This is a genomic window from Streptococcus sp. SM3 (assembly GCF_027497875.1).
Window position 1 is genome coordinate 44354 of record NZ_JAJNSA010000004.1, and the last position, 24925, is coordinate 69278.

At 40.7% G+C, this 24925-nt stretch carries 23 protein-coding genes and 2 pseudogenes; all 25 read right to left on the bottom strand.

What is annotated here, in order from left to right; translation table 11 throughout:
- Position 1: 1 nt before the first annotated feature.
- Positions 2–565 (bottom strand): TIGR01440 family protein, encoded by a 564-nt coding sequence (locus PAN06_RS01445; RefSeq protein WP_269795386.1) that lies wholly within the window; start codon positions 563–565, stop codon positions 2–4.
- Between the two features lie 114 nt (positions 566–679).
- Positions 680–2371 (bottom strand): sensor histidine kinase, encoded by a 1692-nt coding sequence (locus PAN06_RS01450; protein WP_269795387.1) that lies wholly within the window; start codon positions 2369–2371, stop codon positions 680–682.
- Positions 2368–3105 (bottom strand): response regulator, encoded by a 738-nt coding sequence (locus PAN06_RS01455; RefSeq protein ID WP_045612022.1) that lies wholly within the window; start codon positions 3103–3105, stop codon positions 2368–2370. Before PAN06_RS01455 ends, PAN06_RS01450 begins: the two co-directional genes overlap by 4 nt.
- Before the next feature lie 70 nt (positions 3106–3175).
- Positions 3176–4288, bottom strand: a complete 1113-nt coding sequence (msrB, locus tag PAN06_RS01460) for a peptide-methionine (R)-S-oxide reductase MsrB (protein ID WP_269795388.1) — start codon at positions 4286–4288, stop codon at positions 3176–3178.
- A 9-nt stretch (positions 4289–4297) separates the two neighbouring features.
- Positions 4298–4861: a redoxin family protein gene (locus PAN06_RS01465; protein WP_269795389.1), complete on the bottom strand. Its 564-nt coding sequence runs from the start codon at positions 4859–4861 to the stop codon at positions 4298–4300.
- A 13-nt stretch (positions 4862–4874) separates the two neighbouring features.
- Positions 4875–5585, bottom strand: coding sequence for a thiol-disulfide oxidoreductase-associated membrane protein CcdA2 (gene ccdA2 / locus PAN06_RS01470; protein WP_269795390.1), 711 nt, complete (start codon positions 5583–5585; stop codon positions 4875–4877).
- Between the two features lie 162 nt (positions 5586–5747).
- Positions 5748–6299, bottom strand: coding sequence for a GNAT family N-acetyltransferase (locus PAN06_RS01475; RefSeq protein ID WP_268707014.1), 552 nt, complete (start codon positions 6297–6299; stop codon positions 5748–5750).
- A gap of 57 nt (positions 6300–6356) precedes the next feature.
- Entirely contained in the window at positions 6357–7181 is an 825-nt protein-coding gene (gene nadE / locus PAN06_RS01480; protein WP_268707013.1) for an ammonia-dependent NAD(+) synthetase, read from the bottom strand.
- Positions 7178–8638 (bottom strand): nicotinate phosphoribosyltransferase, encoded by a 1461-nt coding sequence (locus PAN06_RS01485; RefSeq protein ID WP_269795391.1) that lies wholly within the window; start codon positions 8636–8638, stop codon positions 7178–7180. Before PAN06_RS01485 ends, nadE begins: the two co-directional genes overlap by 4 nt.
- Positions 8639–8753: 115 nt before the next feature.
- Entirely contained in the window at positions 8754–9242 is a 489-nt protein-coding gene (locus PAN06_RS01490) for a DUF6773 family protein (RefSeq protein ID WP_117306388.1), read from the bottom strand.
- Positions 9232–9441 carry a helix-turn-helix transcriptional regulator gene (locus tag PAN06_RS01495; RefSeq protein WP_001812672.1) on the bottom strand — a complete coding sequence of 70 codons (210 nt, stop codon included), beginning with the start codon at positions 9439–9441 and terminating at the stop codon, positions 9232–9234. The genes PAN06_RS01490 and PAN06_RS01495 overlap by 11 nt, the downstream gene beginning before the upstream one ends.
- A gap of 379 nt (positions 9442–9820) precedes the next feature.
- A complete protein-coding gene (locus PAN06_RS01500; protein ID WP_269795392.1) occupies positions 9821–10549 on the bottom strand; it encodes a hypothetical protein in 729 nt (242 codons plus the stop codon).
- 15 nt (positions 10550–10564) lie between these two features.
- Positions 10565–11456, bottom strand: a pseudogene (locus PAN06_RS01505) (ABC transporter ATP-binding protein).
- A gap of 336 nt (positions 11457–11792) precedes the next feature.
- Complete coding sequence (locus PAN06_RS01510; RefSeq protein ID WP_080983321.1) at positions 11793–12203, bottom strand: GNAT family N-acetyltransferase; 411 nt, start codon at positions 12201–12203, stop codon at positions 11793–11795.
- A 100-nt stretch (positions 12204–12303) separates the two neighbouring features.
- Positions 12304–13668: an amino acid permease gene (locus PAN06_RS01515; protein WP_060627822.1), complete on the bottom strand. Its 1365-nt coding sequence runs from the start codon at positions 13666–13668 to the stop codon at positions 12304–12306.
- 75 nt (positions 13669–13743) lie between these two features.
- Positions 13744–14226 carry a transcription elongation factor GreA gene (greA, locus tag PAN06_RS01520; protein ID WP_000818748.1) on the bottom strand — a complete coding sequence of 161 codons (483 nt, stop codon included), beginning with the start codon at positions 14224–14226 and terminating at the stop codon, positions 13744–13746.
- Between the two features lie 60 nt (positions 14227–14286).
- Positions 14287–15993 carry an endolytic transglycosylase MltG gene (gene mltG / locus PAN06_RS01525; RefSeq protein ID WP_269795394.1) on the bottom strand — a complete coding sequence of 569 codons (1707 nt, stop codon included), beginning with the start codon at positions 15991–15993 and terminating at the stop codon, positions 14287–14289.
- Positions 15994–16072: 79 nt separating this feature from the next.
- On the bottom strand, positions 16073–16567 hold the full coding sequence (locus PAN06_RS01530) for a GNAT family N-acetyltransferase (protein ID WP_269795395.1): 495 nt from the start codon (positions 16565–16567) through the stop codon (positions 16073–16075).
- Positions 16564–17025 carry a GNAT family N-acetyltransferase gene (locus PAN06_RS01535; protein WP_269795396.1) on the bottom strand — a complete coding sequence of 154 codons (462 nt, stop codon included), beginning with the start codon at positions 17023–17025 and terminating at the stop codon, positions 16564–16566. Before PAN06_RS01535 ends, PAN06_RS01530 begins: the two co-directional genes overlap by 4 nt.
- Before the next feature lie 9 nt (positions 17026–17034).
- Positions 17035–18369: a UDP-N-acetylmuramate--L-alanine ligase gene (gene murC / locus PAN06_RS01540; RefSeq protein ID WP_020902223.1), complete on the bottom strand. Its 1335-nt coding sequence runs from the start codon at positions 18367–18369 to the stop codon at positions 17035–17037.
- A gap of 10 nt (positions 18370–18379) precedes the next feature.
- Complete coding sequence (locus PAN06_RS01545; protein ID WP_269795397.1) at positions 18380–18997, bottom strand: cystathionine gamma-synthase; 618 nt, start codon at positions 18995–18997, stop codon at positions 18380–18382.
- A 47-nt stretch (positions 18998–19044) separates the two neighbouring features.
- Complete coding sequence (locus PAN06_RS01550) at positions 19045–22143, bottom strand: DEAD/DEAH box helicase (RefSeq protein WP_269795398.1); 3099 nt, start codon at positions 22141–22143, stop codon at positions 19045–19047.
- A gap of 92 nt (positions 22144–22235) precedes the next feature.
- Positions 22236–23402: a MalY/PatB family protein gene (locus PAN06_RS01555; RefSeq protein WP_269795399.1), complete on the bottom strand. Its 1167-nt coding sequence runs from the start codon at positions 23400–23402 to the stop codon at positions 22236–22238.
- A gap of 7 nt (positions 23403–23409) precedes the next feature.
- The gene (locus PAN06_RS01560; RefSeq protein ID WP_201058918.1) at positions 23410–24504 is read right to left on the bottom strand and encodes a cystathionine gamma-synthase; all 1095 of its coding nucleotides are present in this window, start codon (positions 24502–24504) and stop codon (positions 23410–23412) included.
- Positions 24505–24668: 164 nt separating this feature from the next.
- Positions 24669–24925, bottom strand: a pseudogene (locus tag PAN06_RS01565) (hypothetical protein); the annotation flags it as partial.

The window sequence follows — 24925 nt, forward strand, 5'->3', positions numbered from 1 at the left end:
CTCACGACTTTCTGATAGAATCTTGTGGATACTGCGCACGCGCACCTCCAATTAATTTTGGACGGCTAGCAAGAGCCGTTACATGGGCATGCCCAATTTCTCTCAAAAGAGGGCGAATCGGAACCTGAACATGCTTGACATGCATGCCAATTGCAGTGTCTCCGATATCCAATCCAGCATGAGCCTTGATAAATTCAACCTCGACTGGATCTTGCATAAACTTGAAGGCTGCCAACTGACCTGAACCTCCTGCATGAAGGGTAGGAAGGACACTGACCATTTCCAGACCAAACTGCTCTGCCACCTGACGTTCAACGACAAGGGCCCGATTGATATGTTCACAACCTTGAACAGCTAGATGAATTCCTTTTTCCTCTAAGATATCTAGGATGGTCTTCACAATGATTTCCCCAATTTCTTGGCTTGATTCCTTGCCAATCTGACCACCTATCACCTCACTAGAAGAAAGACCCAAAACAAAGATGGATCCTTGCTTCAAATTGGCCTTTTCTAATACATCTTTTACAATCTGGCTTGTTTCTCTTTGAATGTCTTTTTCCTTCATACTTGATACCTCTTTTGTCATTATCTATCATATCGTTTTTTCTACGTTTTAGCAAGATAGACAACCTAGAAAGCTTGCCCAATTACGCATAAAACTCCCAGAATTGACTGGGAGTTAGCTAGTTTCTATTCTATTTATGTATATTTCTACTATCGTTCCTTTTGAGGGAATAGAATCGATCTTCATTTGGTAATCTTCTCCAAAATGAAGTTTGAGCCGTTGATCAACATTTTGAAGACCAACCCCCCCACGTTTGAGTTGACTTTGACTACTATCGCCAGCATCTTGGAAACCAACCCCATCATCCTCAATGCGGATGACTAGTCCTGAATCCTGTTTCTGAACAGAAACTCTGATATGTCCCTGACCTTCTTTTTCCTTAATGCCATGGTAAAGAGCATTTTCTACTAAGGGTTGTAACACCAGCTTGGGCAAAACTAGCTTATCAAAGGCAGGATTTTCAACAATCTCGTATTCCAACTTGTCCCCATAACGTTGTTTCTGGATAAAGAGGTACTGGCGGACATGGTTGATTTCGTCAGACAGGGAAATCAAGTCCTTGCCTTGATTGAGCGCCAAGCGAAAGTAGGTCGCTAAGGACTTGGTCACCTGCACCACACGCTGACTATCCTGAAATTCAGCCATCCAAATGATGGTGTCCAAGGTATTATAAAGGAAATGCGGATTAATCTGGCTCGACAAGGCTTGAAGTTCATACTGACGGGTTGTTTCTTCCTGCCTGCGAATAGCTGCCATCAACTGATCAATCTGATCCAGCATGGCATTGAACTGACGAGTCACTTCTCTCAATTCATAGGCACCAGTTTCCTTGGCACGAAGATTCTGATTACCAGAAGCAATCTCCAGCATGGTGTCTCTCAAATCCTTCAAAGGAGCAATCCAACGTTTGAGACTGAACCAAACCAAGCAGAGACATGCAAGAAGAGATGTGACACTGGCCCCAAGCAAGGTCCACAAGAGCTGACTCCGAACTTGGTCTAACTTCTCCAACGAAGACACGCCTACAACCGTCCAATCAGTTCCTGCAATCTTTTCATGACTGACGTAGGATTTGTGATCTAGAGTATAGCCCTGACCTGTCTCAATATAGGGTTTCATGGCCTCCATTTCGCTAGACGAACTATAAACTGTATGTTGAGGATGATAAACAAATTCATGATTTTCATTGATGATAAAGGCAAAACCCTGCTGCCCCAACTGGAGTTGATTGAGATAGGCTTCCAGAGTTTCATAAGAAATATCCAAACGAAGCACGCCCAGATTAGCTCCCTTTGCATCAACAAGTTCTTGAGTGACAGAAATGACCCACTGACTATCTGATTTACGAGCTGGTGTCAAAACAGGCTTAGCTCCCTGATGAATGGCCTTTTGGTACCAGTCCTCAGCCATCATATCTGAGGAAGTTTTCATCTGCACACTGTCATCTGTAGAAATGACCTGACCGGATTTGGTCACCAGCACAACAGTTTTCAAATCCTGGTCTGCCTTTAAGATGGTTAAAAACAAATCTCGAATTCCCTTGACCTTGTCTTGACTGGGATTCTCAGCATAGGCTAGGACAGCCGTCTGCTGGGTCAAACTGGTAGAGGTGGTTTCTAATTTTTTGATATAAGACTGGATAAAGTGGCTAGTTTGACTGATAGTCGTTTGGCTATTGCCCTCAATGCTAGCCTCAATGGCTGAAGAACTAGATTGATAGTAGAAAGTCCCAACCAGAGCTAGGAGAATGAGAAAGACCAGAAAGATAGAAATAACCATTCTGACTAGGAGAGAAGAACGCTTCATCGACCTTCCCCCTTCTTAAACTGACGAGGTGTCACACCTGCAATCTGTTTAAAACGTTGGGTGAAATAGTTCATATCTTCAAAACCAACCTTCTCTGCTATCTCATAAATCTTCAGATCTGTAGTTAAAAGCAAGAGCTTGGCTTGTTTGACACGTTCTCTCACCAGATAATCCTGAAAAGGCAGGCCCAACTCTTTCTTAATCAAAGAACTCAGATAAGTCGGACTAAAGCCCAAGACACTGGCCAAGCTCTTTAAACTAAATTGACTATCAGCTAGATGAGACTGGATTTTCTGGGCCATGTTTCCTTCAAACTTATCGGTTAATAAATCTTGTAACTGCTCTTCTTTTTCTTCCTTGTCCAACTTTTGCTTGATTTTCCCCAGCATTTCCTCAATATCCTGACGAGAAAAAGGCTTAAGCAGGTAGTCATCCACACCGAGTTTGACAGCAGACAGGGCATAATCAAAATCATCGTAACCTGTCAAAAAAACTAGATGAACCTGAGAATAGGTTTCTCGAACCAGACTGGCCAACTGGATGCCATTTAGCTGAGGCATGTTGATATCGGTTAGAATGATATCTGGCACCTGCTTTTGTATCAATTCCCAAGCCTGTCTTCCATTTTCAGCTTGACCGATGATTTCCATATCGTAGGCTGCTACATTGACCAGCTTGGTCAAACCTTGTCTCACCAGATATTCATCTTCTACGATTAAGATTGTGTAGGTCATGCTTCTCTCCTTTGTCACTTACTAGTATCAGTATAGCAAAATTCTCCTCTAACTGCTTAGGAAAGCCCTCTTAATCGACATAATCTAGTAAATAAGCATAGCCTTTTTCTTCCATTTGGTCTTTAGGAATAAAGCGGATAGAAAGACTATTGATACAGTAGCGTAAGCCACCCTTGTCCTGTGGACCGTCCGTAAAGACATGGCCAAGGTGAGAATCTCCCACTCGACTTCTTACTTCCATGCGCGTCATATTGTAGGACTTATCTTCCTTGTAGGTCGCCACATCTGGGCTGATAGGTTGGGTGAAACTAGGCCAGCCACAACCAGACTCGAACTTGTCCTTTGATGAAAAGAGGGGTTCGCCAGTTGCCACATCCACATAAATACCGGATTCGAATTTATCCCAGTAGCGGTTTGAAAAAGCTCGTTCTGTTTGATTTTTCTGGGTAACTGCATACTCCTCGGGTGACAAGGTCTTTTTCAATTCCTCATCACTGGGTTTGGGATATTTGCTGGCATCGATGACAGGATAGGCCGCCTGATTAACATTGATATGGCAGTAGCCATTTGGATTTTTCTTTAGATAGTCTTGGTGGTAATCCTCTGCCACTACAAAATTCTTCAAGGCTTCCTTTTCAACTGCTAGAGGTTGATCGTATTTCTTAGCCACCTCATCAAAGACTTGGTTAATCACCTCTAAATCCTTGTCATCTGTGTAATAAACACCCGTACGGTACTGGGTTCCCACATCATTTCCTTGTTTATTTTTGCTGGTTGGATTGATAATGCGGAAGTAATGAAGCAGGATTTCTTTGAGAGAAATTTGATTAGCATCATAGGTAATATGGACAGTCTCTGCATGACCTGTTTGGTTAATCAATTCGTACTTGGTTGTTTCCCCTCTACCATTTGCATAGCCTGATACGGCATCTGTCACACCGGGAACGCGTGAGAAATATTCCTCAACTCCCCAGAAACATCCCCCAGCCAGATAAATTTCGTGCAAGTCTGCATCTTTACTCACTTCTGTTTTTTTCACTGTTTTTCCTCCTTGGCTAACTGCTGCTTTCTCAATTTGCGAGCTATCTGTCTGCCCTGCATTTCGCATCAATAGAAAATAGAAACCGGTTATGGCTAGGAAAAAAATCCCTGCCAAGACAAACAATTTTACTTTATCATTCATGACCTTTCTCTACCCCATTTCTTTCAATGTCTTTAAAATCATATCCTTATCCATAAAGCCTGGTTGTGTTTTGACCAGCTTGCCTTCCTTGTCTATAAAGGCTTGAGTTGGGTAAGAACGGACACCATAGCTTTCCAAAAGTTTACCTGACGGGTCAATTAGAACTGGAAAATTTTTATAATCCAAGCCCTTGTACCAATTCTTAAAGTCTGCTTCAGATTGTTCCCCCTTGTGTCCAGGAGAAACCACTGTCAAGACCACATAATCATCACCAGCATACTTAGCAATCTCATCCGTATCTGGAAGACTAGCTAGACAGATGGAACACCAAGAAGCCCAAAATTTGAGATAGACTTTCTTATCCTTATAATCAGACAAGCGGTAGGTCTTGCCATCTACTCCTGTCAATTCAAAATCAGCAACCGCCTGACCTTTAGTCGCAGTTTGCGAACTGACTTGTTCTGTTTTAGTTTGCTCCTTCATAGTAGATTCATCTGACATGTTTTTAGCCGAACAGGCTGCCAAGCAACAGATTGATCCGACTCCAAGGAGACATGTTTGCCATTTTTTCATTTCTTCTTCCTCTCTATTCAAATAATCTTGTCAAAATAGAAGCATTTCCCAAAAGCACCAAAATTCCCATTACGATTATGAGGAAACCACCCACTTTTTTGAGGGTTCCGAGGTAGGGATGTAGTTTTCGGAAATGTTTCAAAACATAGCTGGAGGCTAAGGCTAGAACCAAGAATGGTAGCGCTAGACCCAGCGTATAGATTAACATGAGACCAGCTCCCTGCCAAGCACCTGAGCCACCTGAAGCCGCTAAAGCCAAAACAGAGCCAAGAACCGGCCCCACACAAGGCGTCCAAGCAAAACTAAAGGTCAACCCCAGTAAAAATGCCTGACTATAGCCGTTACCCTTTTGCCCCTGTCTCTTTAATTGTAGCCTTCTTTCCTTGTAGAGTCCCTGAAAATGTAAGACTTCCATCTGGTGCAAGCCCAAGAGAATGATGACCGCACCCGTCACATACTGAAACCAAGAAGCATACAGCAAATTGCCTAAAAAACCAGCTCCATAGCCTAGTAAGATAAAAACAAAGGATATCCCTGCTATAAAGGCCAAAGTTCTCAATAGACTAACAAGTGAGATTGAATATTTTCCACTAGAAACCTGAGCACCATCTTCGTCATCCAACAAGACCCCTGCATAAACCGGTAACAAGGGTAAAATACAAGGAGAAAAGAAGGAAAGAATTCCAGCAAGAAAAACACTGATTAAAAAGATTATATTATCCATTGCCTTCCTCCATTCTTTGATTTGATAGGACTATTATAGCCCCAAAACTCAAGAAAAAACAGTGACAATGATAGGGAAAAATAGGAATTTAATCAGGTTATGTAAAAAATATTGCAAAAAAAGCCAGACAAGGTCTGACTTTGATGGAAACAGAAAAGAAAATCATCTGTCTTCTCTGCTTATCTGGTAATAAATAAGGTCCGCAACGTAGTCTTTTCTCTCCACACCATTGGCAATGGTTTTTAGATAAGACATTCCCGCTTTTTCCATCACACGACCTGAAGCTGGGTTAAGACTGGCGTAACGAGCTCTGACCTTTTGAAAACCTGCTTGAGTAAAACAAAAGTCTAACACAGCTTTCAAGGCCTCCGTCATCATACCACGATCCCAATAATCTTTTCCTAAAATATAGCCAATTTCACAAGAAGAATCGTTCTCATCCATCTCAACGATGCTGATATCTCCTATCACTTGCTCTGGGTTTTCTTTGAGACAAATAGCCCATTTGTAATAGTTGGGATTGGTATAGGATGAAACCCAATTTCGAATCGAGTTCCGAGTCACTTCAACATCAGGATGAGGATCCCAGGTGACATAGGTCAGATTCTCAGGAGACGAAGCCCAATTTTGAAACATGGCTTCCGCATCACTCTCCACAAATCTTCTCAAAATCAAACGTTCTGTCTGTATCATTTGCGTACCAATTGCTTTCATAATGTTACCTCGTTTTCTTATTTCTAGGCTCGGGCTAAAAAGGTCCCCCGGACCTTTTTACTCCCAAAAGTCATCAAATACGGTGATTGGTAGGTGGCGTTTGTGTTGGCCTTTATGCCACCAGTTTTCGATAGTCGCTTGGGCTTCTGGACTGATTGTTTTGCCTTCAAGGTAGTCATCAATTTCATTGTATGTGACTCCAAGTGCAACTTCGTCAGCAAGTCCAGGTTTGTCTTCTTCTAGGTCTGCTGTTGGGATTTTTTCATAAAGGGCTGGGTCTGCACCAAGTTCCTTCAAGAGTTGTTTCCCTTGGCGTTTATTGAGGCGATAAAGAGGGAGAATATCTGCACCACCGTCACCAAACTTGGTAAAGAAACCTGTGATATTTTCCGCAGCATGGTCTGTTCCAATGACCGCTCCGCTATGGGCACCAGCCAGAGCATATTGGGCAATCATACGGCTACGTGCCTTAATATTCCCCTTGTTGAAGTCTGAAACAGGGCTTCCTGTCGCTTCAACTGCTGCTGTCATGGCGTCAGCTGATTCCTTAATATTAACCACCAAGCTGACATCTGGCTGGATAAAAGCGAGGGCTTTTTGAGCGTCTGCTTCATCGGCTTGTACTCCATAAGGCAGACGGACAGCGATAAATTTGTAGCTGTCATCGCCCGTTTCTGTTCGAAGTTCTTCCATGGCCAGTTGAGCAAACCGTCCTGCTAAGGTTGAGTCTTGTCCTCCAGAAATCCCTAGTACAAAAGTTTTTAGGAAGGGATGTTTTTTCAGGTATCTCTTTAAGAAATCAATGGAACGACGGATTTCTTCTTGGGCATCAATCACTGGTTTTACGCCCAATTCTTGGATAATCGTTTCTTGCAAACTCATTCTTCTTCTCCTTCACCAAGGGATTCCTTACGCATCTTATCAATCAAGTCCATCTTGTCTTGCCATACATCACGCGCCAAATCCACTGGATAATGTTGTGGATTAAGCACACGCTTGTACTCATCCCAAAGCTTGTCAAATTCCTTACGAGCATAAGCCTGAATCTCAGTCAAGCTAGGCAGATTGTAAATCAGCTTCCCGTCTTTGAAGATATCCACCAAGAGAGGAACAGCATCAAAATTACGAACGGTCTTCTTGATGTATGTATAAGTCGGATGGAACATCTTGATTTCAGTCATGTCGCTCACATCCACACCATCATAGGTAATGTAGTCGCCCTCTGACTTGCCTTTTTCACGACTGGTAATACGCCACACCTGCTTCTTACCTGGCGTCGACACTTTTTCAGCATTATTTGACAGCTTGATGGTATTGCGCATCTGGCCATTTTCATCTTCGATTGCAACAATCTTGTAAACTGCACCAAGAGCTGGCTGGTCATAGGCTGTAATCAGCTTGGTACCCACGCCCCAGACATCAATCTTGGCCTTTTGCATCTTGAGATTGAGGATAGTATTTTCGTCCAAATCATTAGAAGCATAAATCTTAGCCTCTGTAAAACCAGCCTCGTCCAATTGCTGACGGACTTTCTTGGAGATGTAGGCAATATCCCCAGAGTCAATCCGTACACCCATAAAGTTAATCTGGTCGCCTAGTTCACGCGCCACCTGAATGGCAGCGGGTACCCCAATGCGAAGGGTGTCATAGGTATCCACAAGAAAGACACAGTTTTTGTGGGTCGCAGCATAAGCCTTGAAAGCTTCATAATCATTGCCATAAACCTGCACCAAGGAATGGGCATGGGTCCCCAAGACAGGAATGTCAAAGAGTTTACCCGCACGCACGTTGCTGGTTCCATTGGCACCACCAATCACCGCTGCGCGTGTTCCCCAGATAGCCGCATCCACTTCTTGCGCACGACGTGTTCCAAATTCCATCAAGGGCTCATCTTCAATAACTGAACGAATACGAGCTGCCTTAGTCGCCACCAAGGTCTGGTAGTTGACGATATTCAAAAGGGCTGTTTCGACCAACTGACATTGGGCTAGAGGGCCTTCCACCTGCACAATCGGTTCATTAGCAAAAACCAAGTCCCCTTCTTGGGCAGAACGAACAGTCAACTCCAACTTGAAATTGCGGAGATAGTCCAAGAATGCCCCATGATAGCCTAGCGACTCCAAATAGGCAATATCACTATCTGAAAAACACAGGTCTTCAAGATAACTCACAATTCTTTCCAAACCTGCAAAAACTGCATAGCCATTCTTAAAAGGCTGCTGGCGGAAATACACCTCAAAGACCGCCTTTTTATTGTGAATTCCTTGGTCAAAGTAAACCTGCATCATGTTAATCTGGTACAAGTCCGTGTGCAATGTCAAACTATCATCTGGATACATACTTTTCCTACTTCCTTAGCTAGAAACCCATGAAAATTTTCAAGAACTTTCATGTATTCCAATAAATTAGTACTATTATAACACATTTTGGCTGGATTGAGAAAAGAGTAACAAGCTATTCTCCACTCTCCAGTTCATCCATATCTTGTTCAAACTTTTTCTGAGCCCATTCTCCATAACTTTTAAGGCCGAGATTACCGATAAAAACCCAAGGAAGATAAATCAGATAAGTAATGACCCAAGCAGATAAGTATTTAAGGTTCAAAGGATTGTGCTGATAAATTTCTATGTTAAATTGATAATTCTGCAACATCAAAAGAGTCGTAATAGCAAGAGTTACCAGCAAACACCCTAAAATTGTAAAATGAAAACGACTATAGTAGTTCACACCAAAATCTCGAGCACGGCCGAAAAAGTAAGAAGTTCCAATAATGATAATGATGAGAATCATTCTCGGATTAAAAAGACTTGGTGCTAATACTGCAATCATATAAGATAAAATCAAGAAAGCTATAGAGATATAGAAACTTTCAGCCCCCGCTTTATTGATCAGTTGTTCTTCTCTTTCGTCTAGTAATTGATAATAAAAAAATCTATTTTTCATCTTCTTCCTCCCAAAATAATTGATCCAAAGTTTTGCCTAAGCATCTGCAAATGGACTGGCAGAGGGAAAGACTGGGATTGTATTTCCCCGCCTCTATCAAACCAATAGTCTGGCGCGTCACCCCGACAGCCTCTGCCAGTTGACCTTGAGTTAAATCAAGCTCAACCCGAGCTAATTTTAATTTTAAATTTTTAGCCACCTACGTCCTCCTTATAGTTTTAATACTCATCTACTCTTAAGAAATCCAAAACCAACACAAGCTGTCAGCTATTTATTATAACCTCATTAATTAGCACTCCAATATTATCTTCAGCCGAAAATCAGTATGTTGGATTGTTTGAAATAAACTTCCTAGTTTGCTATTTGATTTTTTGTTTAGTATTAGCTTTAGTAGGGTCTTTTAAACGAGTTTTGATTGCTTGTATTTCTTGTTTAGTTGATTTCATATCACTATTATATAATGCTTTTGGAAATGAGTCTAGCATAAGACAAAAACGTGTACACAACAAGAGCAGGAGCATACTAAGATGACTGATTTTTTACTGTATTTTAGGTATGCAAAATAATACTAAATGAAACTAAAATGAATACTTCTTGCTTTTCTTGAGAGTGAAAAAGTACAATAAAATGATTGTAGTGATTACCACAAGATACTGACTAATAGACATCGTATTTGAAGCCACAAATACAGGTAAAGAATAAAAAGGAAGAAGTTCAATTGCTTTGATAAACAAATCATTACTAGTATTCATCATAATCGTATTTAATATATTAGGGATAAAGAGTAGTAAAGCTACTAAAATACCAAATACCAAGCCACTTTTCAATTTGTATAAATAGAAAATGTAAGATAATAGAAAATAAAATAGGACTAACAAAATTGTATTGACTACAATGGCTACTATAAAATCTAATCCTAACTCACCTGGAACACCCAATTTACTTACGATGACTAGTAGCACAATGCCATTCAAAGCATAAATAATGGAAACTGAGATGGCATATAGAAAATTAGACAAGACGTAAATCATCCGATTCTTCTGTTGATTATAAAACAAACTTATCGTATTGTGGGAAAAATCCCTGCTAATAACTCGGTTAGCATGTATAACAGCCATTAACATACCGAGCATAGCATAAAAGTTTGAAATATGCTTAATACCAAGCGATGTCCCTTGAGTCCTTAGAATAAAGAATGTAACTAGTATGGGCGGTATAAACGAGATAAGCAAACCGAGATATATTACGCCTGATGAATATAAATCTCTTATATTTTCCTTAAGAAAATTCAATTTATTTAATTTCATGATTATAACCTTCCTTTATTTTGAACGATTTAGATAAATATCTTTAAGCGTCTCTTTTTTAGTTTCAAAATCAACTACTTTAATAGAGTTTTCGTTAAAAAATTTAAAAAGCTCACTACTTTGAATATTCCCAGACATAGTAATTCTCAGTTCCTCTTCCTGAACAATATCCCCAAATTCTTGTTTGGTAAGGAAAATGTCTTTATCTGTAGCTGATGAAAAAGCTATCTCAAACAAGCAATTATGTCTATCTTTTCCTACTTTTTGGAATGTCAAAAGCCCGTTCTCCAAGAAAAGGACCCTCTCACAAATTTCTTCAATATCTTCTAATTTATGACTCGATATTAAAATTCCCACATTTTCATGTAAAGCTAAGTTTTTTAGAACTGCTAAAACTATTTGTGATGATTCAATATCTAAACCATTAGTCGGTTCATCTAAAATCAATATATCAGGTTCCGTAACGAGAGTTAGAAGCAAAGCTAATTTTTGTTTTGTACCTAAAGAATAGGTCTTTACTTTTTTATTAATAGACTGAGTCAAATCTAACTCTTGGATCAAACTTCCAAATCTTTCTTTATTGTAGTCAACACCATATAAATTTGACAAATATTTTAAATTCTCTAAACCTGTTTTAGATAAAAATAATTTTGGTTCTTCGATTAAATACCCAACATTATCACTACTTATAATATTCCCTGAAGTCGGTTGATTATTCTGAACAAGAATTTTCATCAATGTACTCTTGCCAACTCCGTTTCTCCCTACTAGACCAACAATTTCACCCTTATTAAGTGCAAAATTTATATCTTTGAGAATGATTGAATGAGCATAATGCTTACTTACATTTATAACTTCCATTTTTTATTCCTCCATTAACATTCTTGGTTTTCTCTTTGATTCTCATTAATTTTAAAAAGTTGCGCCTCTTTTTAACAACATTATATCATATATCTAACTTAATGCAATATATAAATGTCATTTTGTAAAATTTTATTAACAAAAAACTCTCTACCACCTAAATGATAGAGAGTTTTCTGCTTATTCAATTTTCTCAAAACATCTACAGCATCGTAGGATTTCACATCTAATGTCTTAGCTACGACTGTATTGTCCTCAATATCGTCTAGAAAGACACAATTTGTAGATTATAACTGCTACTTATCGATAGTTACTCATATCCATTAGTCCACCTCCATACTTATGTCAAGCCCCCTCTTTACTTTATGATTTCATATTCTCCTTACAAATCTTTTTGGTAATAAAATCTTTTTCCTGTGTAGGGATAGTCTTGTAAGGTAAAAACTTCCTTGTAGCCATGCATTTTATAAAAATCTGGAGCTTGAAACTGGTAAGTATTGACAAAAGCAAAACGACAGTTTCGATTCTTAGCTTCAGTTTCTGCTTGCTGCAATAGGTTTGAACCGAGTCCTTGCCCTCTCAGTTCTTCTTTTACAAATAAATACTCGATTTCTAGCCAATTTCCAAAAGTCTCTGCTATCAAACCTGCCATGAGATTGCCCTTTTCATCTTCGACATAAAGATTAAGTGGCTCACTTTCAGCCTCTTCTCTTTTTGAACGGTTATAAACACGAATCAGATTCCCTATTTCTTGTGATTTATGGGATTCTTTATTTTCCAATCTAAAGTACATCTAAACCTCCTCGAAAACTGATACAGCTTGATTATAGTCTTATTTCAATAGACTGTCAAACTAGCAAAAACCCACCAACCGGAGTTGATGAGTTTCAAATCTATTTTCTAAATTTCCACTGGCTGTAAATCCCAAAACCGATAATCCAGATAGCTGAACCGATTGCTCCGACAAATGTAGACTCTTGTAAAAAGAGAGTTACAAAGACAAAGGCAAAGAAGAGCATGGTTAAGGGATTTAGGAAACGATAATGGGGCATGAGATAGCCGTCCGCCATAAAGTCCTGTGACTTGCGGTATTTAAGGTGAGCCACCATAATCAAGATATAAATGGCGATATAGACACCTGATGATGATGCCGTAATCAAGGCAAAGGCATCCGACACACCTGGCAAGATGTTGATAAAGGCTGCTAGGGCAATCAAGATTGCTGAGGCAATGATGGCATTTTGTGGCACGTTGTGGCGAGAGAGAGTATCTGCCTTAATTGCTTTTAGGAAGCGATTTGGCGAATCATGGGCAATCTGATACAAATGACGACCTGTTGAGTAGAGAGTTGAGTTAAGGGCAGATGCTGCTGACGTCAAGACGACAAAGTTAATCAAGGCTGCTGCCCACTTGACACCTGCCAATTCAAATACTGTAACAAAGGGAGAATCAGCCGATGCAAGTTCACGCCACGGAATGATAGCCATGATGGCTAAGAGAGCACCTCCATAGAAAAAGGCGATACGCAAAGGAATTTCCTTAACGGCTTTTGGCAAGACCTGACGTGGATTTTTTGTTTCTGAAGTCGTTACCCCGATAAACTCAATCATGAGATAGGCAAAGAAAACCATCTGGAAGGCCATGACAAAGTTAACTCCACCATTAGGAAATAGTGAGAAATTGTCGGCGATATTAGCCAAACTTGCTACTCCATGTGGTGTCTTAAAGCCTGTCAAGACCATAAAGACTCCTGTGGCAATCATAGCTAAAATAGCCACAATCTTGACCATAGCAAACCAAAACTCAACTTCCCCAAAAAGTTTCACCGCAATCAAATTGACCAAGGCTAGAATAGTCAAAAATCCAATCTCAATCATCCAACTTGGCCAGCTAGGGAACCAAAACTGGACGTAGTGAGAGATGGCTGTAATTTCCGCCATACCGATAAAGACAACGGATAGCCAGTAGGACCAAACTGAGAAATAACCCCAGCCCTTACCCAAATGGCGCGTGATAAAGTTGATAAAGGTATGTTGCTCAGGGTCTTGGTAGAGCATTTCTCCAACCGCACGCATCATGAGGAACATGAAGGCCCCTGTAATCATATAAATCAGTACAATGGAAGGACCTGTTAGGCTGATAGAGCGCCCCGCTCCCAAAAAGAGTCCTGTTCCGATTGTTCCCGCAATGGCCATAACCTGCACGTGACGATTGGTCAGACCACGCTCCATCTTATTTTTTTTCTTCTTTGAACTCATAACGTCTCCAATTCAATTTAAAATGGAAAAAGGAGTGAGTGAAGCGCACTGCCTCCTCACTCCTTTTTTTTATTTTTAGGCTGTTTTTTCAACCTTCAAGATTTTTACATCATAGCTACCAACAGGTGTTTCAATAGTTGCTGTATCACCTGTTTTCTTACCAATCAAGGCTTGTCCAATTGGGCTTTCATTTGAAACCTTACCTGCAAAGGCATCTGCACCCGCTGAACCTACGATAATATAAACTTCTTCTTCGTCCTCACCAATTTCTTGAATAGTGACTGTTTTACCAATCGCTACTTCATCATCGGCAACTGAGTCGCTATTGACGATTTCAGCATAACGGATTTTTGTTTCCAAGCTAGAGATTTGTCCTTCAACAAAGGCTTGTTCATCCTTAGCCGCTTCGTATTCACTGTTTTCTGAAAGGTCACCATATGAACGAGCAATCTTTATGCGTTCTACCACTTCTGGTCGGCGGACCAATTTCAATTCTTCTAATTCTTTTTCAAGTTTTTCCTTTTCCGCAAGGGTCATAGGATATGTTTTTTCTGCCATTTTTCTCAACTTTCTTTCGATAGTATTGAATCTCTATCTGAGATTCTCATTTTTGTAGTCTTAGTTTGAACTACTATTTTGAGTAAGCTTGCTATTGACGTGTTCAGCTACATTACGATCATGTTCTTCCTGTGTCACTGCGTAATAGACTTTACCATCTGTAACATTGGCTACAAAGTAAAGGTTCTCACTCTTTGTTTGGTTGATACTTGCTTCAATCGCGTCCTGACTTGGACTATCTACTGGACCAGGCATCAAACCAGGTTTTGTATAAACATTGTATGGTGAATTAATCGATGTATCAATTCCAGCATCGTCTGCTAGGCTAATATTTTGGCCAAGTTTCCCTTGGGCATACAAGATTGCAATATTGCTTTGAAGTGGCATTCCAAGATTCAAGCGGTTGTAGAAAACACCTGCAATCAACTTACGATCTTCAGTCTTAGCACCTTCTTTTTCAACAAGTGACGCAATTGTTAGCAATTCATTAACTGTCAAGTTTTTAGACTTAATTGCACTGTAGTGCGGAGTCAAGGTCTTATCCATGGCTGCCAACATCTCATCAATCAAACTTTCAATAGTTGTGCTTTCCTTGATAGAGTAGGTCGCTGGGAAAAGATAACCTTCCAAACGGTAACGAGCTCCACTTTCTTTCGTTGGCAAGCTTTCAAGTAGGTTTGGATATTTAGCAACTTCTTGACTGATAAAGTTGTCATCTTGCACTTTAGCCAAGAAAGCTTCCGCTGTCAAAGGTTCTTTAAATTCACCTTGTAATTGGCCTACAGCTTGGGCAATTTGATCAATGGTATATCCTTCTGGAATGGTCAAATCTGCAAGTGATGGTTCTTGAGGTTCAGGAGTACCACCTTTTTGGAGTTCCTTAATGATATCCTCTGTACTCATGCTCTTTTGCAAATTATAATATCCAGCCTTCAAATCTGAATAATTCTTATATTTTGCATAGAAAGCAAAAATCACACCGTGTTTAATCACACCAGAATGCTCAAGAGTTGATCCGATTTCTTGGACATTTGATCCCTCTGGGATTTGAACCGTTACATATTCCTTAGAATTTGCATCAACTGGTAATAAAGATGATTGAACATACTGGTAACCGAAGTAACCACCTGCCGAAATCAAGACAAGGAAAATCAGTAGAGAAATGAAGAATGCCTTCAAATGTGATTTTTTCTTCTTAACTGGTTTAACTGTCTCACGGCGACTACGTCTAGGAACTGAACCTAGGCTATCTGTCGATTCAGCTGACTCAGATAGCTCATTATCCACTGCAGGAGTACTAACTTCTTCCTGTTGTCTACTTGTTTTATACGACACCGCAACCTTTGTTGGAATCTCGTTAAATTCTTTGTCTTCGTTAAGTTTTACAGGTTCTACTTTTGGTTGAACTGGCTCGAAAATAGGCTCTACTGGTTCAACTACAGGCTCAGCAGCCGCTTCAACTTTAGATTCTGCAACTTCTTCATTTGCTGCAATTTCATCCGAAATATCATTTGAACGTAACGGAACACTAGGAGCATTCTTTAATATTTGATCCACAACAGAAAGAGAATTAGCCATCAACTCTTCTGCTGAAGGTTCATGTTCCTGAGTTGAAGGAACTACTGAATCTTCTTGAGATGAAGGAGTTTCAAAACTTGTAATCTCGTTTTCTTGCTCACTTCTATCTTGTTTTTTTACTCTCTCTAAATCACGTAAAATTTGCTCTTTAAAGCTTAATTTTTCGTCTTCTCTTGTTTTTTCACTCAAAAGTTTATCCTCCTTGTTGACAATCCATAATATTATATCTTAAAAACGAAAGAAAAGCAACCTAGCATGCTTTTCTCGCTTATTTTTTAGCTTCCCAGACCATATCATACCAGGTTTCCCCTGCAAAGGTTGATTGGGACTGGCCTTCATTGACAAATCCATGTTTTTCGTAGTAGGAGATGAGATAGTCATGACAGGTTAGGTTAATACCTTCTCTTTCGTGTTCAAGAGCCAACTCTTTCAAGGCTATTAGTAATTTCTGACCAAGTCCACGGCCCTGTGCTTCCTTGGCAATAGAGAGACAGGTCACAGAGATATAGCCACCCCGTTCATGACTATAGTCTTTTATGTCTTCTGTAAAAGACTGGTCTTGCAGATAGCGGTGAGGGGCAACTGGCCCTTCTATATACCCCATGATTCTGCCCTCTTTTTCTGCAACCAGAAAGGAGGTCTGAATTTCTCGCAAATGTGCCTCAAAGACAGATCGAGGAATAGCTTCTTCTACCGAGAAATTCTCTAGTTCAATCTCAACAATCCGATCCAAATCTTCTAATTTTGCTTGTCTGATCTTCATTGTACCTCCAGATAAAAAGGATTAAACCAAATCATACTATAACCCTGGCTAGCTGCATAAAGGGAAGTTTCTTCATCAATAAAACCGTTCATTTCAAAATAGGATAGCAACTCATCCGGACTCTTCAAACGAATCCCTTTATAATCCAGCTCAACTGCCACCTCTTTCAAAGCCGCAAGAAGAAGCGTGCCCAATCCCTGTCTCTGATGGACAGACTCAATGACTAAAGAATGTACTTTTAGACATTGCGGATTGTCTAACTGGGGACTTGATAGAATATAGCCCAGAAGCTGATTTTCATCCCTAGCTAGAAGAAAGGTATCCGCACACTTACGGATACTTTCTTCTAAAATATGGGAAGGTTGCTGCTTTTCAGCTGGATAAGACGACGTTTGAAGTGTCTCTATCTCAGCCAAATCAGACTTACTTGCCTGAATGATCTTAATTGGAATTTCCATAAGAATATCCTACTGAACATTGCTTGTCAAGTTGGACAAAAGACGCTCGAATGAATACTCATAGGTTTGGATATCTCCTGCTCCCATAAAGACATAGACAGCATTATCATGGTCTAGGAGTGGAGAAACATTTTCAACAGTGATCACTTGGTGTTTCTTATTGATTTTATTAGCTAGGTCTTCTACCTTAACATCACCATGGTCTACTTCACGAGCAGATCCATAAATTTGGGCTAGATAAACAGCATCCGCTTGGTTCAAAGCGTGGGCAAATTCGTCCAACAAAGCGATTGTTCTTGTAAAAGTATGCGGTTGGAAGACTGCAACAATTTCCTTGCTTGGGTATTTCTGACGAGCTGCATCCAAGGTTGCAATAATTTCTGTTGGATGATGGGCAAAGTCATCGATAATCACCGTGTCATTGACAATTTTCTCAGTGAAACGACGCTTAACACCAGCAAAAGTTTTCAGGTGTTCACGCACCAAGTTCAAATCAAATCCTGCTGTGTAAAGAAGACCAATAACGGCTGTCGCATTCATGATATTGTGACGACCAAAGGTTGGAATGTGGAATTGCCCCAATTCTTGACCACGGAAATGAACTGTGAAGGTTGAACCAGTTGTTGAACGAAGAAGATCACTAGCTACAAAGTCATTACCTTCTGCTTCAAAACCATAATAATAAATTGGTGCATCAGACGTAATCTTACGTAACTCAGCATCTTCACCGTAGATAAACAAACCTTTGGTAATTTGTTTAGCATAGTCGTTAAAGGCATTGAAAACATCCTCTAGACTTGTGAAGTAGTCTGGATGGTCAAAGTCAATGTTGGTGATGATAGAGTATTCTGGGTGGTAAGGCATGAAATGACGCTCATATTCGTCAGATTCAAAGACAAAATATTTGGCATTGGCTGAACCACGACCTGTCCCGTCTCCAATCAAGAAGCTAGTATCTGTGATATGAGACAAGACATGAGACAACATACCTGTCGTTGAAGTTTTTCCGTGCGCTCCAGCAACTCCCATGCTAACAAAGTCGCGCATAAAGCTACCTAGGAACTCATGGTAACGTTTGTAGCTAATGCCATTTTGGTCCGCATAGGCAATTTCGACGTTGTTATCTGGACGAAAGGCATTTCCAGCGATAATTTCCATATCACCGTCTAGATTCTTTTCATCAAAAGGAAGAATGGTAATTCCTGCCTGCTCAAGACCACGTTGAGTAAAGTAGTACTTTTCAACATCTGAACCCTGTACCTTATGCCCCATTTGGTGCAACATCAAGGCCAAGGCACTCATACCTGATCCCTTAATTCCGATAAAATGATATGTCTTTGACATGTTTTCTCCCCTATTCCGTAATTCTTGTCAGATTCAACTCTTGGGCCACCTGACGTTCTTGTTCTTTTTGTTGATTCTTTTTATTGTAGATTTGGCTCTTCTTCAGAAAATCATAGTTGTTTTTCTTTGGGTCTGAAGTTTCTTTTGGCTCAGCTTGAGTCGAAATATTGTTCACTTCTTCCGCCAAGATGTAATGAGACTGGGTCAATTTTTGACTATATTTAACAAATTCACCAGGATTTTCCTTTTGGAAAGGCGCAGTAGGTTGATTGCCTTGTCTATCCAAACGTTGCTGAGAAGGGCGCCTTGTAGGAGTAATATCCTTAGTCAGATAACTTGCTGAGCGTTTCTTTTTCAAGTCCGCACGCGCTTCTTCACGTGCAACCTCCGCATAGCTTTTTCCTTCTTTTTTAACTCCTAAACCAAACTTCTTAGGTTTCTCTACTGGCTTTTCAATCGGTTTTGCTGGTCTTTCTTCAGTAATAGGGGCCCACTCCAGATAATTCTTATCACGGTATTCTCCCTTGATATTACTGATAAAGTCAGATTCATCATATAGGTCCATAACCGGCATCTCAGTCAGCATGACCTCATCATCTGACACCAATGGAAATCGTTCTTCTCTCATTTTCTATTTCCTTTCAACACTTCATTATAGCGTATTGTCTTGATTTTTCAAGTGTTGGCTTCAGAAATTCCCAAAATTTCTCTAATTTCTGCTAGGGTCAGACTGCCACGTGACTCTGTGCCGTCCAATACTTGTGACACCAGATGTTTCTTTTGTTCTTGGAGTTCCTGAATTTTTTCTTCAATGGTTCCCCTGGTCACTAAGCGATAAACCTCAACCGTTTCTTCCTGCCCCATCCGATGGGCACGGCCAATAGCTTGCGCTTCCACCGCAGGATTCCACCAAAGGTCAACCAAAATAACCGTATCAGCACCTGTCAGATTCAGACCGACACCACCAGCCTTGAGGGAAATCAGAAAGGCATCTCTTTCCCCTTGGTTAAAGGCTTTAGTCATGTCTTGTCTTTCTATGGCTGGGGTTGAACCCGTAATTTTAAAGGATGTCAAGCCCAAGTCTGGCAGTTCTTGTTCAATTTTCTCCAACATTCCCTTGAACTGCGAGAAAATCAAGACACGGTGTCCGCCGTCTGCCACCTGTACCAGCAGGTCTCGGAGACTATCCAGTTTACCACTGGCACCCTGATAATCCTCCATAAAGAGGGCAGGGGTGTCACAGATTTGGCGCAAGCGCATCAGACCAGACAAGATTTCCACCCGACTTCGCTGGAATTCCTGATCTGACACTTGAGCCAGACGGTCTCGCATCTGTTGCAACTGAGCTAGGTAAATAGCCTTTTGCTGGTCTTCCAGTTCATTCTTGTAAACCACTTCAATCAAGTCTGGTAATTCAGTCAGCACTTCTTCTTTCTTGCGCCTCATAACGAAAGGTTTGATAAACTGAGCAACGCGCTCAGCTGGTAATTTCATAAATTCTTTCTTGCTTGGCAAGAGTCCTGGCATGACGATTTGGAAAATAGACCACAACTCACCCAGATGGTTTTCAATAGGAGTTCCTGACAAGGCAAAGACTGACGGCACCACAAATTGTCTCAAGGTCTGGGCAATCTTAGTTTGGGAATTTTTCATGACCTGAGCTTCATCTAAGAAAAGGAAGTCAAAGGCCATCCCCTGATAAAGATCACTATCCTGACGGAAGGTAGCATAGCTCGTCACATAGATTTGATGGCTCTCGGCAAGAATCTCCTCACGACTAGCTTTCAAACCATGAACAACAACCACATCCAACTGTGGAGCAAATTTCTGAAATTCATCTGCCCAGTTGTAAATCAAACCCGACGGAGCTAAAATCAAAACCCGACTTTCTTTTGTCACTTGACTGGTCAAAAAAGCAATGGTCTGAAGGGTTTTCCCCAATCCCATATCATCAGCCAAAATCCCACCAAAACCATAATGATGGAGCATTTGCAGCCAGCCAATTCCCTTTTCCTGATAATCTCGTAAATCAGCCTGAACCTGAGTTGCTTGCAAAGGAAAGTCCTCTGGATGCGTCAAATCCTGGGCCAGATTCTGGAATTCTTGTGAAAAAGAAACACGATCTCGTCCTTCAAAGAGATGGGCTAAACTATAAGCCAAAGATTTTCGAGCCTGCAAGGCCCCATCTTTTAATTCAAACTGCCCCAGTTCCTGTAGATTTTGGCGAATTTTCTTGGTTTCTTCATCGAAAAAGTAGACTTGATTGGACGCACCAATGTAAAAATCTTGATTGGCAACCAAGGCCTGCATGGCTTGGTCAATTTCCTCTTGGGCAATATCTTGAAAATCAAACTGGATTTCCAAGAGACCTCCCTTGGAAGCAATCTGCACTTGAGGGCTTGCTAGGCTATAAATTTCTTCTAGCTTGTCTGATAGATCAACATTCCCGAGTTTTTCAAAAACTGGAATGATGTCATGGAAGAAATGATAAACAGACTCGGCTTTTAAGGCCTGACGCCAAGATTGAAAGTCTGCTTCAAATCCAGCTGCCAAACAGACTTGGAAAACTCTTTCTTCTAAGTCAGCATCACTCGAAAAAGGTAATTCTTCTAGCTCTTGTCGGCTAGATACCTTCCTGTCTCCATAATCAAACTGAATTTCTAAACGAATCCGATTGTCTTCTTCCCTATCAAAGTAAAAAGAGGGTTCAAAAGTTTTGATATGTAGACGTTCTGGAGCTGAAACGGTCCCCATCTGGCTAAAAAGAGTTAAACAGGAAGCCAATTTATCGCGGTCACTGCTATCAAATTGCAAGTATTTCTTTCCATGCTGATCCAAAGGCAACGCTTTGATTTCCTTGAGAAGACGTATCTGCTGGTCTGTTAGAAAATAAACCTGTCCTTTATGGAAAAGTACGGCTCCCTGATAAAAGACATTGACTCTAGGACTCTCACTGATTTCCATTTCAAAATAATCCGAGTATTCTTTTACTATAAAGGCAAATAGATTAGCACCCGCATGCAAATCCTGAAAAATCAGGGTTTGGTAGCTATCTACTTGATGGTCAAATTGAAAATGCGGCAAGGTCATCAGTAAATTCACACCCTGCTCAAAAAAGGTCAGAGGAAAAAAGAGATGCCGACCCTGGTTTTGGAAAAAAAGATCTGGACTAAGTCCTTCCTCCGTTAGTCCCCGCAAGAAAGTCAGAAGTTCTTGACTTTCTTCATTAAAGGCTTCCCAAGACAGAGATTCCTCATAAGTTTTTCCAATCATATAAGGTTTTCTCTTCTCGACGACTTTTAAAAAGAGCGGAATATCCCGAATGACATAGTATTTTTGACTATTGGTTTGCCCGATTCTCAGAGTCCACAAGATACGATTGGTTCCTGCTTCCACTTGTCCCACAGCCGATAATTCATAGGCACGTTCTGCTTTTGGAGACAAGATTCGGTCCAAAAATTTACCACCCAAGGTCACCTTGGTTTCAACGGCTTCTTTTTCTTCATGACCTTCTTCAAGACCCTGCAAGATTTCTTGGCCACGCTCATCATTTTTCAAAAAATGCTCCAGAGCTGCCAAATGCACACAGTAGCCCCTCTTTTGGAAAAAATCGCAGGCACAAAAAACCAAATCATCCTCTAAACTATAGCGCAGTTCTTCTTCTGCGACGCGAGCGTAGAGCCGATTGTTCTTTTCCTTGATGATGTCAACTTTACCAGTTTCATAAAGGGCAACGCCTTCGATACGGACTTTCCCCGGAATCAATTTAGCCATATTTTTACCTTTACCTTATCTTTTTATTATACCATATTTTCCCCTATGAAAATAGCCTTCTAAGGATACTTTTCTCCTAGAAGGCTGGATTTTTAAAGTTTAGCAAAAGTGGTCACGATGCGTTGGCAAACCTCTTCTAGTACTGACTTCGGCATAGCTACATTGAGACGGGCATGGAGACTCCCTTCCTCTCCAAAATCCAAACCACGGTTGAGGATAACCTTGGCTTCATTTCTCAACAGCTCTTGCAATCTTTCATCAGTCAGGTCATAGGCTGAAAAATCAAGCCAAATCAAGTAGGTTCCTTGCGGTTTCATAACCTTGATTTTAGTCTCTTTTCCAAATAGTTCTACCACATAATTGATGTGGTCTTCAAAGACTTGCTTGAGTTCCTCTAACCAATCCTTCCCATAGCGATAAGCAGCTTCTGTCGCCAAATAACCCAAGCCTGAAATTTCATGCTGGTTATTGGCCAACTGGCGTTTCTGGTATGCCACTCGCAACTTAGGATTTTCAATGACTGCATAGGAATTTTTTGTTCCAGCGATGTTAAAGGTTTTAGTGGCACTACTCAAGACGATAGCAAAATCTTTGAAGGCAGGATCAATGGTATTGAAGGAATGATGCTTGTGACCAAAGAGGGCCAAATCTTGGTGAATCTCATCTGAAACCAAGAAAACACCGTGTTTTTGGCAGAGTTGGCCAATCTTCTCCAACACTTCTTTTTCCCAAACACGTCCACCAGGATTGTGAGGATTGCAGAGAATATAAAGTTTGACATCCTCTTCCACCAAATCCTTTTCAAGTTGATCAAAGTCGATCTCAAACAGACCATCCTTTTCCACCAAAGAATTGCTAATCAATCTACGGTTGTTCAATCTGACACTGCGAGCAAAAGGTGGGTAGACAGGCGTGTTAATCAAAATCGCCTCGCCTTCTTTTGTAAAGGCTTGAATAGCTGTTGAGATGGCTGGTACCACACCCTCGATAAAGACAAGAGCCTCTTTGTCAAAGTGGTAACCGTGTTGTGTGGCTTCCCACTTTTGAACTTCCTTAATTAACTCTTCACTGGCATAGGTATAGCCATAAACCAGTTGATCAGCGTAAGTTTGCACAGCTTGGCGGATTTCAGGCAAGACTACAAAGTCCATATCCGCTATCCAAGCTGGTAGGACTTCACTATCCGTTTCTGCTTCTTTCCATTTATAGGTATGGTGCCCTAAACGATTGGGCAGGCTTGTAAAATCATATTTTCCCATCTTTATCTTATCCTTCTAAGGCTTGGCGCAAATCTGCAATCAAATCTCTAGCATCCTCAATCCCAATTGACAAACGCAAGAGGTCATCTGTCAAACCATAAGAATGGCGCACTTCTGCTGGAATATCAGCGTGAGTTTGCGTCGTTGGATAAGTAATGAGACTTTCTACCCCACCTAAACTTTCCGCAAAAGAGAAGACCTTGAGGCTGTTCAAAATATGTGGAATGCGTGTTTCATCGGCTACTTTAAAGGAAATCATGCCTCCACGACCAGTGTAGAGAACTTCCTTAACTGCTGGAGAATCCTTCAAAAAGGCAACCACTTCTTGGGCGTTAGCTGTTGAGCGCTCCATACGAAGAGACAAGGTCTTGAGACCACGAATCAATTGATAACTGTCAAATGGAGACAAGACTGCCCCTGTCGTATTAAGATTGTAAAAGAGCTTCTCGTATAGTTCTAAACTATTGGTCACAACCACTCCAGCCAAGACATCATTGTGACCTGCTAGATACTTGGTTGCTGAATGAAGAACGATATCCGCTCCATCTTCAATCGGACGTTGGTAGATAGGGCTGTAGAAGGTATTGTCCACCACCACTTTGGCACCTTTAGCATGAGCTAATTTTGCTAGTTTTTCGATATCAAATTCCAACATCAAGGGATTGGTTGGGGTTTCGATATAGAGAACATCCACATCCTTTTCTAACTCGGCAATCAACTCTTCTTCTGTATTGGCATAGGTAAAATGGAAACGGCCTTCTTGCTCCACTTGGTTGAACCAGCGGAAAGAACCACCATAAAGGTCACGGACAGCCAAGACCTTACTTCCTACTGGAAAGACGCTAAAGGCCAGTACAATAGCTGACATACCTGAGCTAGTCGCTAGGGCATAGTCTGCTGACTCAATAGCCGCCAAGACTTCTTCCGCCTTACTGCGAGTTGGGTTTTTGGTGCGCGTATAGTCAAATCCAGTAGACTGACCAAACTCTGGGTGCTGATAAGTCGTCGAAAAATGAATCGGTGTCACCAAAGCTCCTGTCGCTTCATCTGATTTGATACCCGCCTGGGCCAAAATTGTGTTAATGTGTAATTCCTTGCTCATACAATACCTCCAAATCTATAGTAACTATTGTACCACTTATTTTCATCAACTCATTTTCTTCTTTTCAAGAGCTAGTTATAGTTTCAAACTATATACTTATAGAGTAAAGCTAAAAAGAATCCAGAAAAGCTTCTAGATTCTTTTGTGACGATGATTGCTAGGCCTTACTTAGACTGAAAGAAATCGTGTTGGGCTAAATAGTCATAATGCTCTTTATTAAATTGATATTGACCCACATGCTGACCAATCTGACCGACATCCACGGAAAAAATATAGTCTTCATTTTGATAATGCCAATTAAATCTAACTGTATTCAAGACTGTCTGATAAGTAAAATCTTTAACATCATCCCAAGACATCTCAAAGACTTGATTAGAACGATTTTCAGTTACATCACTGATGTCCATCAAGTAGATTCCCT

Excerpts from the sequence above, each read along its gene's own strand:
- PAN06_RS01445 (WP_269795386.1), bottom strand. The coding sequence starts at position 565 with ATGAAGGAAAAAGACATTCAAAGAGAAACAAGCCAGATTGTAAAAGAT.
- PAN06_RS01450 (WP_269795387.1), bottom strand. The coding sequence starts at position 2,371 with ATGAAGCGTTCTTCTCTCCTAGTCAGAATGGTTATTTCTATCTTTCTG.
- PAN06_RS01455 (WP_045612022.1), bottom strand. The coding sequence starts at position 3,105 with ATGACCTACACAATCTTAATCGTAGAAGATGAATATCTGGTGAGACAA.
- msrB (WP_269795388.1), bottom strand. The coding sequence starts at position 4,288 with ATGAATGATAAAGTAAAATTGTTTGTCTTGGCAGGGATTTTTTTCCTA.
- PAN06_RS01465 (WP_269795389.1), bottom strand. The coding sequence starts at position 4,861 with ATGAAAAAATGGCAAACATGTCTCCTTGGAGTCGGATCAATCTGTTGC.
- ccdA2 (WP_269795390.1), bottom strand. The coding sequence starts at position 5,585 with ATGGATAATATAATCTTTTTAATCAGTGTTTTTCTTGCTGGAATTCTT.
- PAN06_RS01475 (WP_268707014.1), bottom strand. The coding sequence starts at position 6,299 with ATGAAAGCAATTGGTACGCAAATGATACAGACAGAACGTTTGATTTTG.
- nadE (WP_268707013.1), bottom strand. The coding sequence starts at position 7,181 with ATGAGTTTGCAAGAAACGATTATCCAAGAATTGGGCGTAAAACCAGTG.
- PAN06_RS01485 (WP_269795391.1), bottom strand. The coding sequence starts at position 8,638 with ATGTATCCAGATGATAGTTTGACATTGCACACGGACTTGTACCAGATT.
- PAN06_RS01490 (WP_117306388.1), bottom strand. The coding sequence starts at position 9,242 with ATGAAAAATAGATTTTTTTATTATCAATTACTAGACGAAAGAGAAGAA.
- PAN06_RS01500 (WP_269795392.1), bottom strand. The coding sequence starts at position 10,549 with ATGAAATTAAATAAATTGAATTTTCTTAAGGAAAATATAAGAGATTTA.
- PAN06_RS01510 (WP_080983321.1), bottom strand. The coding sequence starts at position 12,203 with ATGTACTTTAGATTGGAAAATAAAGAATCCCATAAATCACAAGAAATA.
- PAN06_RS01515 (WP_060627822.1), bottom strand. The coding sequence starts at position 13,668 with ATGAGTTCAAAGAAGAAAAAAAATAAGATGGAGCGTGGTCTGACCAAT.
- greA (WP_000818748.1), bottom strand. The coding sequence starts at position 14,226 with ATGGCAGAAAAAACATATCCTATGACCCTTGCGGAAAAGGAAAAACTT.
- PAN06_RS01530 (WP_269795395.1), bottom strand. The coding sequence starts at position 16,567 with ATGAAGATCAGACAAGCAAAATTAGAAGATTTGGATCGGATTGTTGAG.
- PAN06_RS01535 (WP_269795396.1), bottom strand. The coding sequence starts at position 17,025 with ATGGAAATTCCAATTAAGATCATTCAGGCAAGTAAGTCTGATTTGGCT.
- murC (WP_020902223.1), bottom strand. The coding sequence starts at position 18,369 with ATGTCAAAGACATATCATTTTATCGGAATTAAGGGATCAGGTATGAGT.
- PAN06_RS01545 (WP_269795397.1), bottom strand. The coding sequence starts at position 18,997 with ATGAGAGAAGAACGATTTCCATTGGTGTCAGATGATGAGGTCATGCTG.
- PAN06_RS01550 (WP_269795398.1), bottom strand. The coding sequence starts at position 22,143 with ATGGCTAAATTGATTCCGGGGAAAGTCCGTATCGAAGGCGTTGCCCTT.
- PAN06_RS01555 (WP_269795399.1), bottom strand. The coding sequence starts at position 23,402 with ATGGGAAAATATGATTTTACAAGCCTGCCCAATCGTTTAGGGCACCAT.
- PAN06_RS01560 (WP_201058918.1), bottom strand. The coding sequence starts at position 24,504 with ATGAGCAAGGAATTACACATTAACACAATTTTGGCCCAGGCGGGTATC.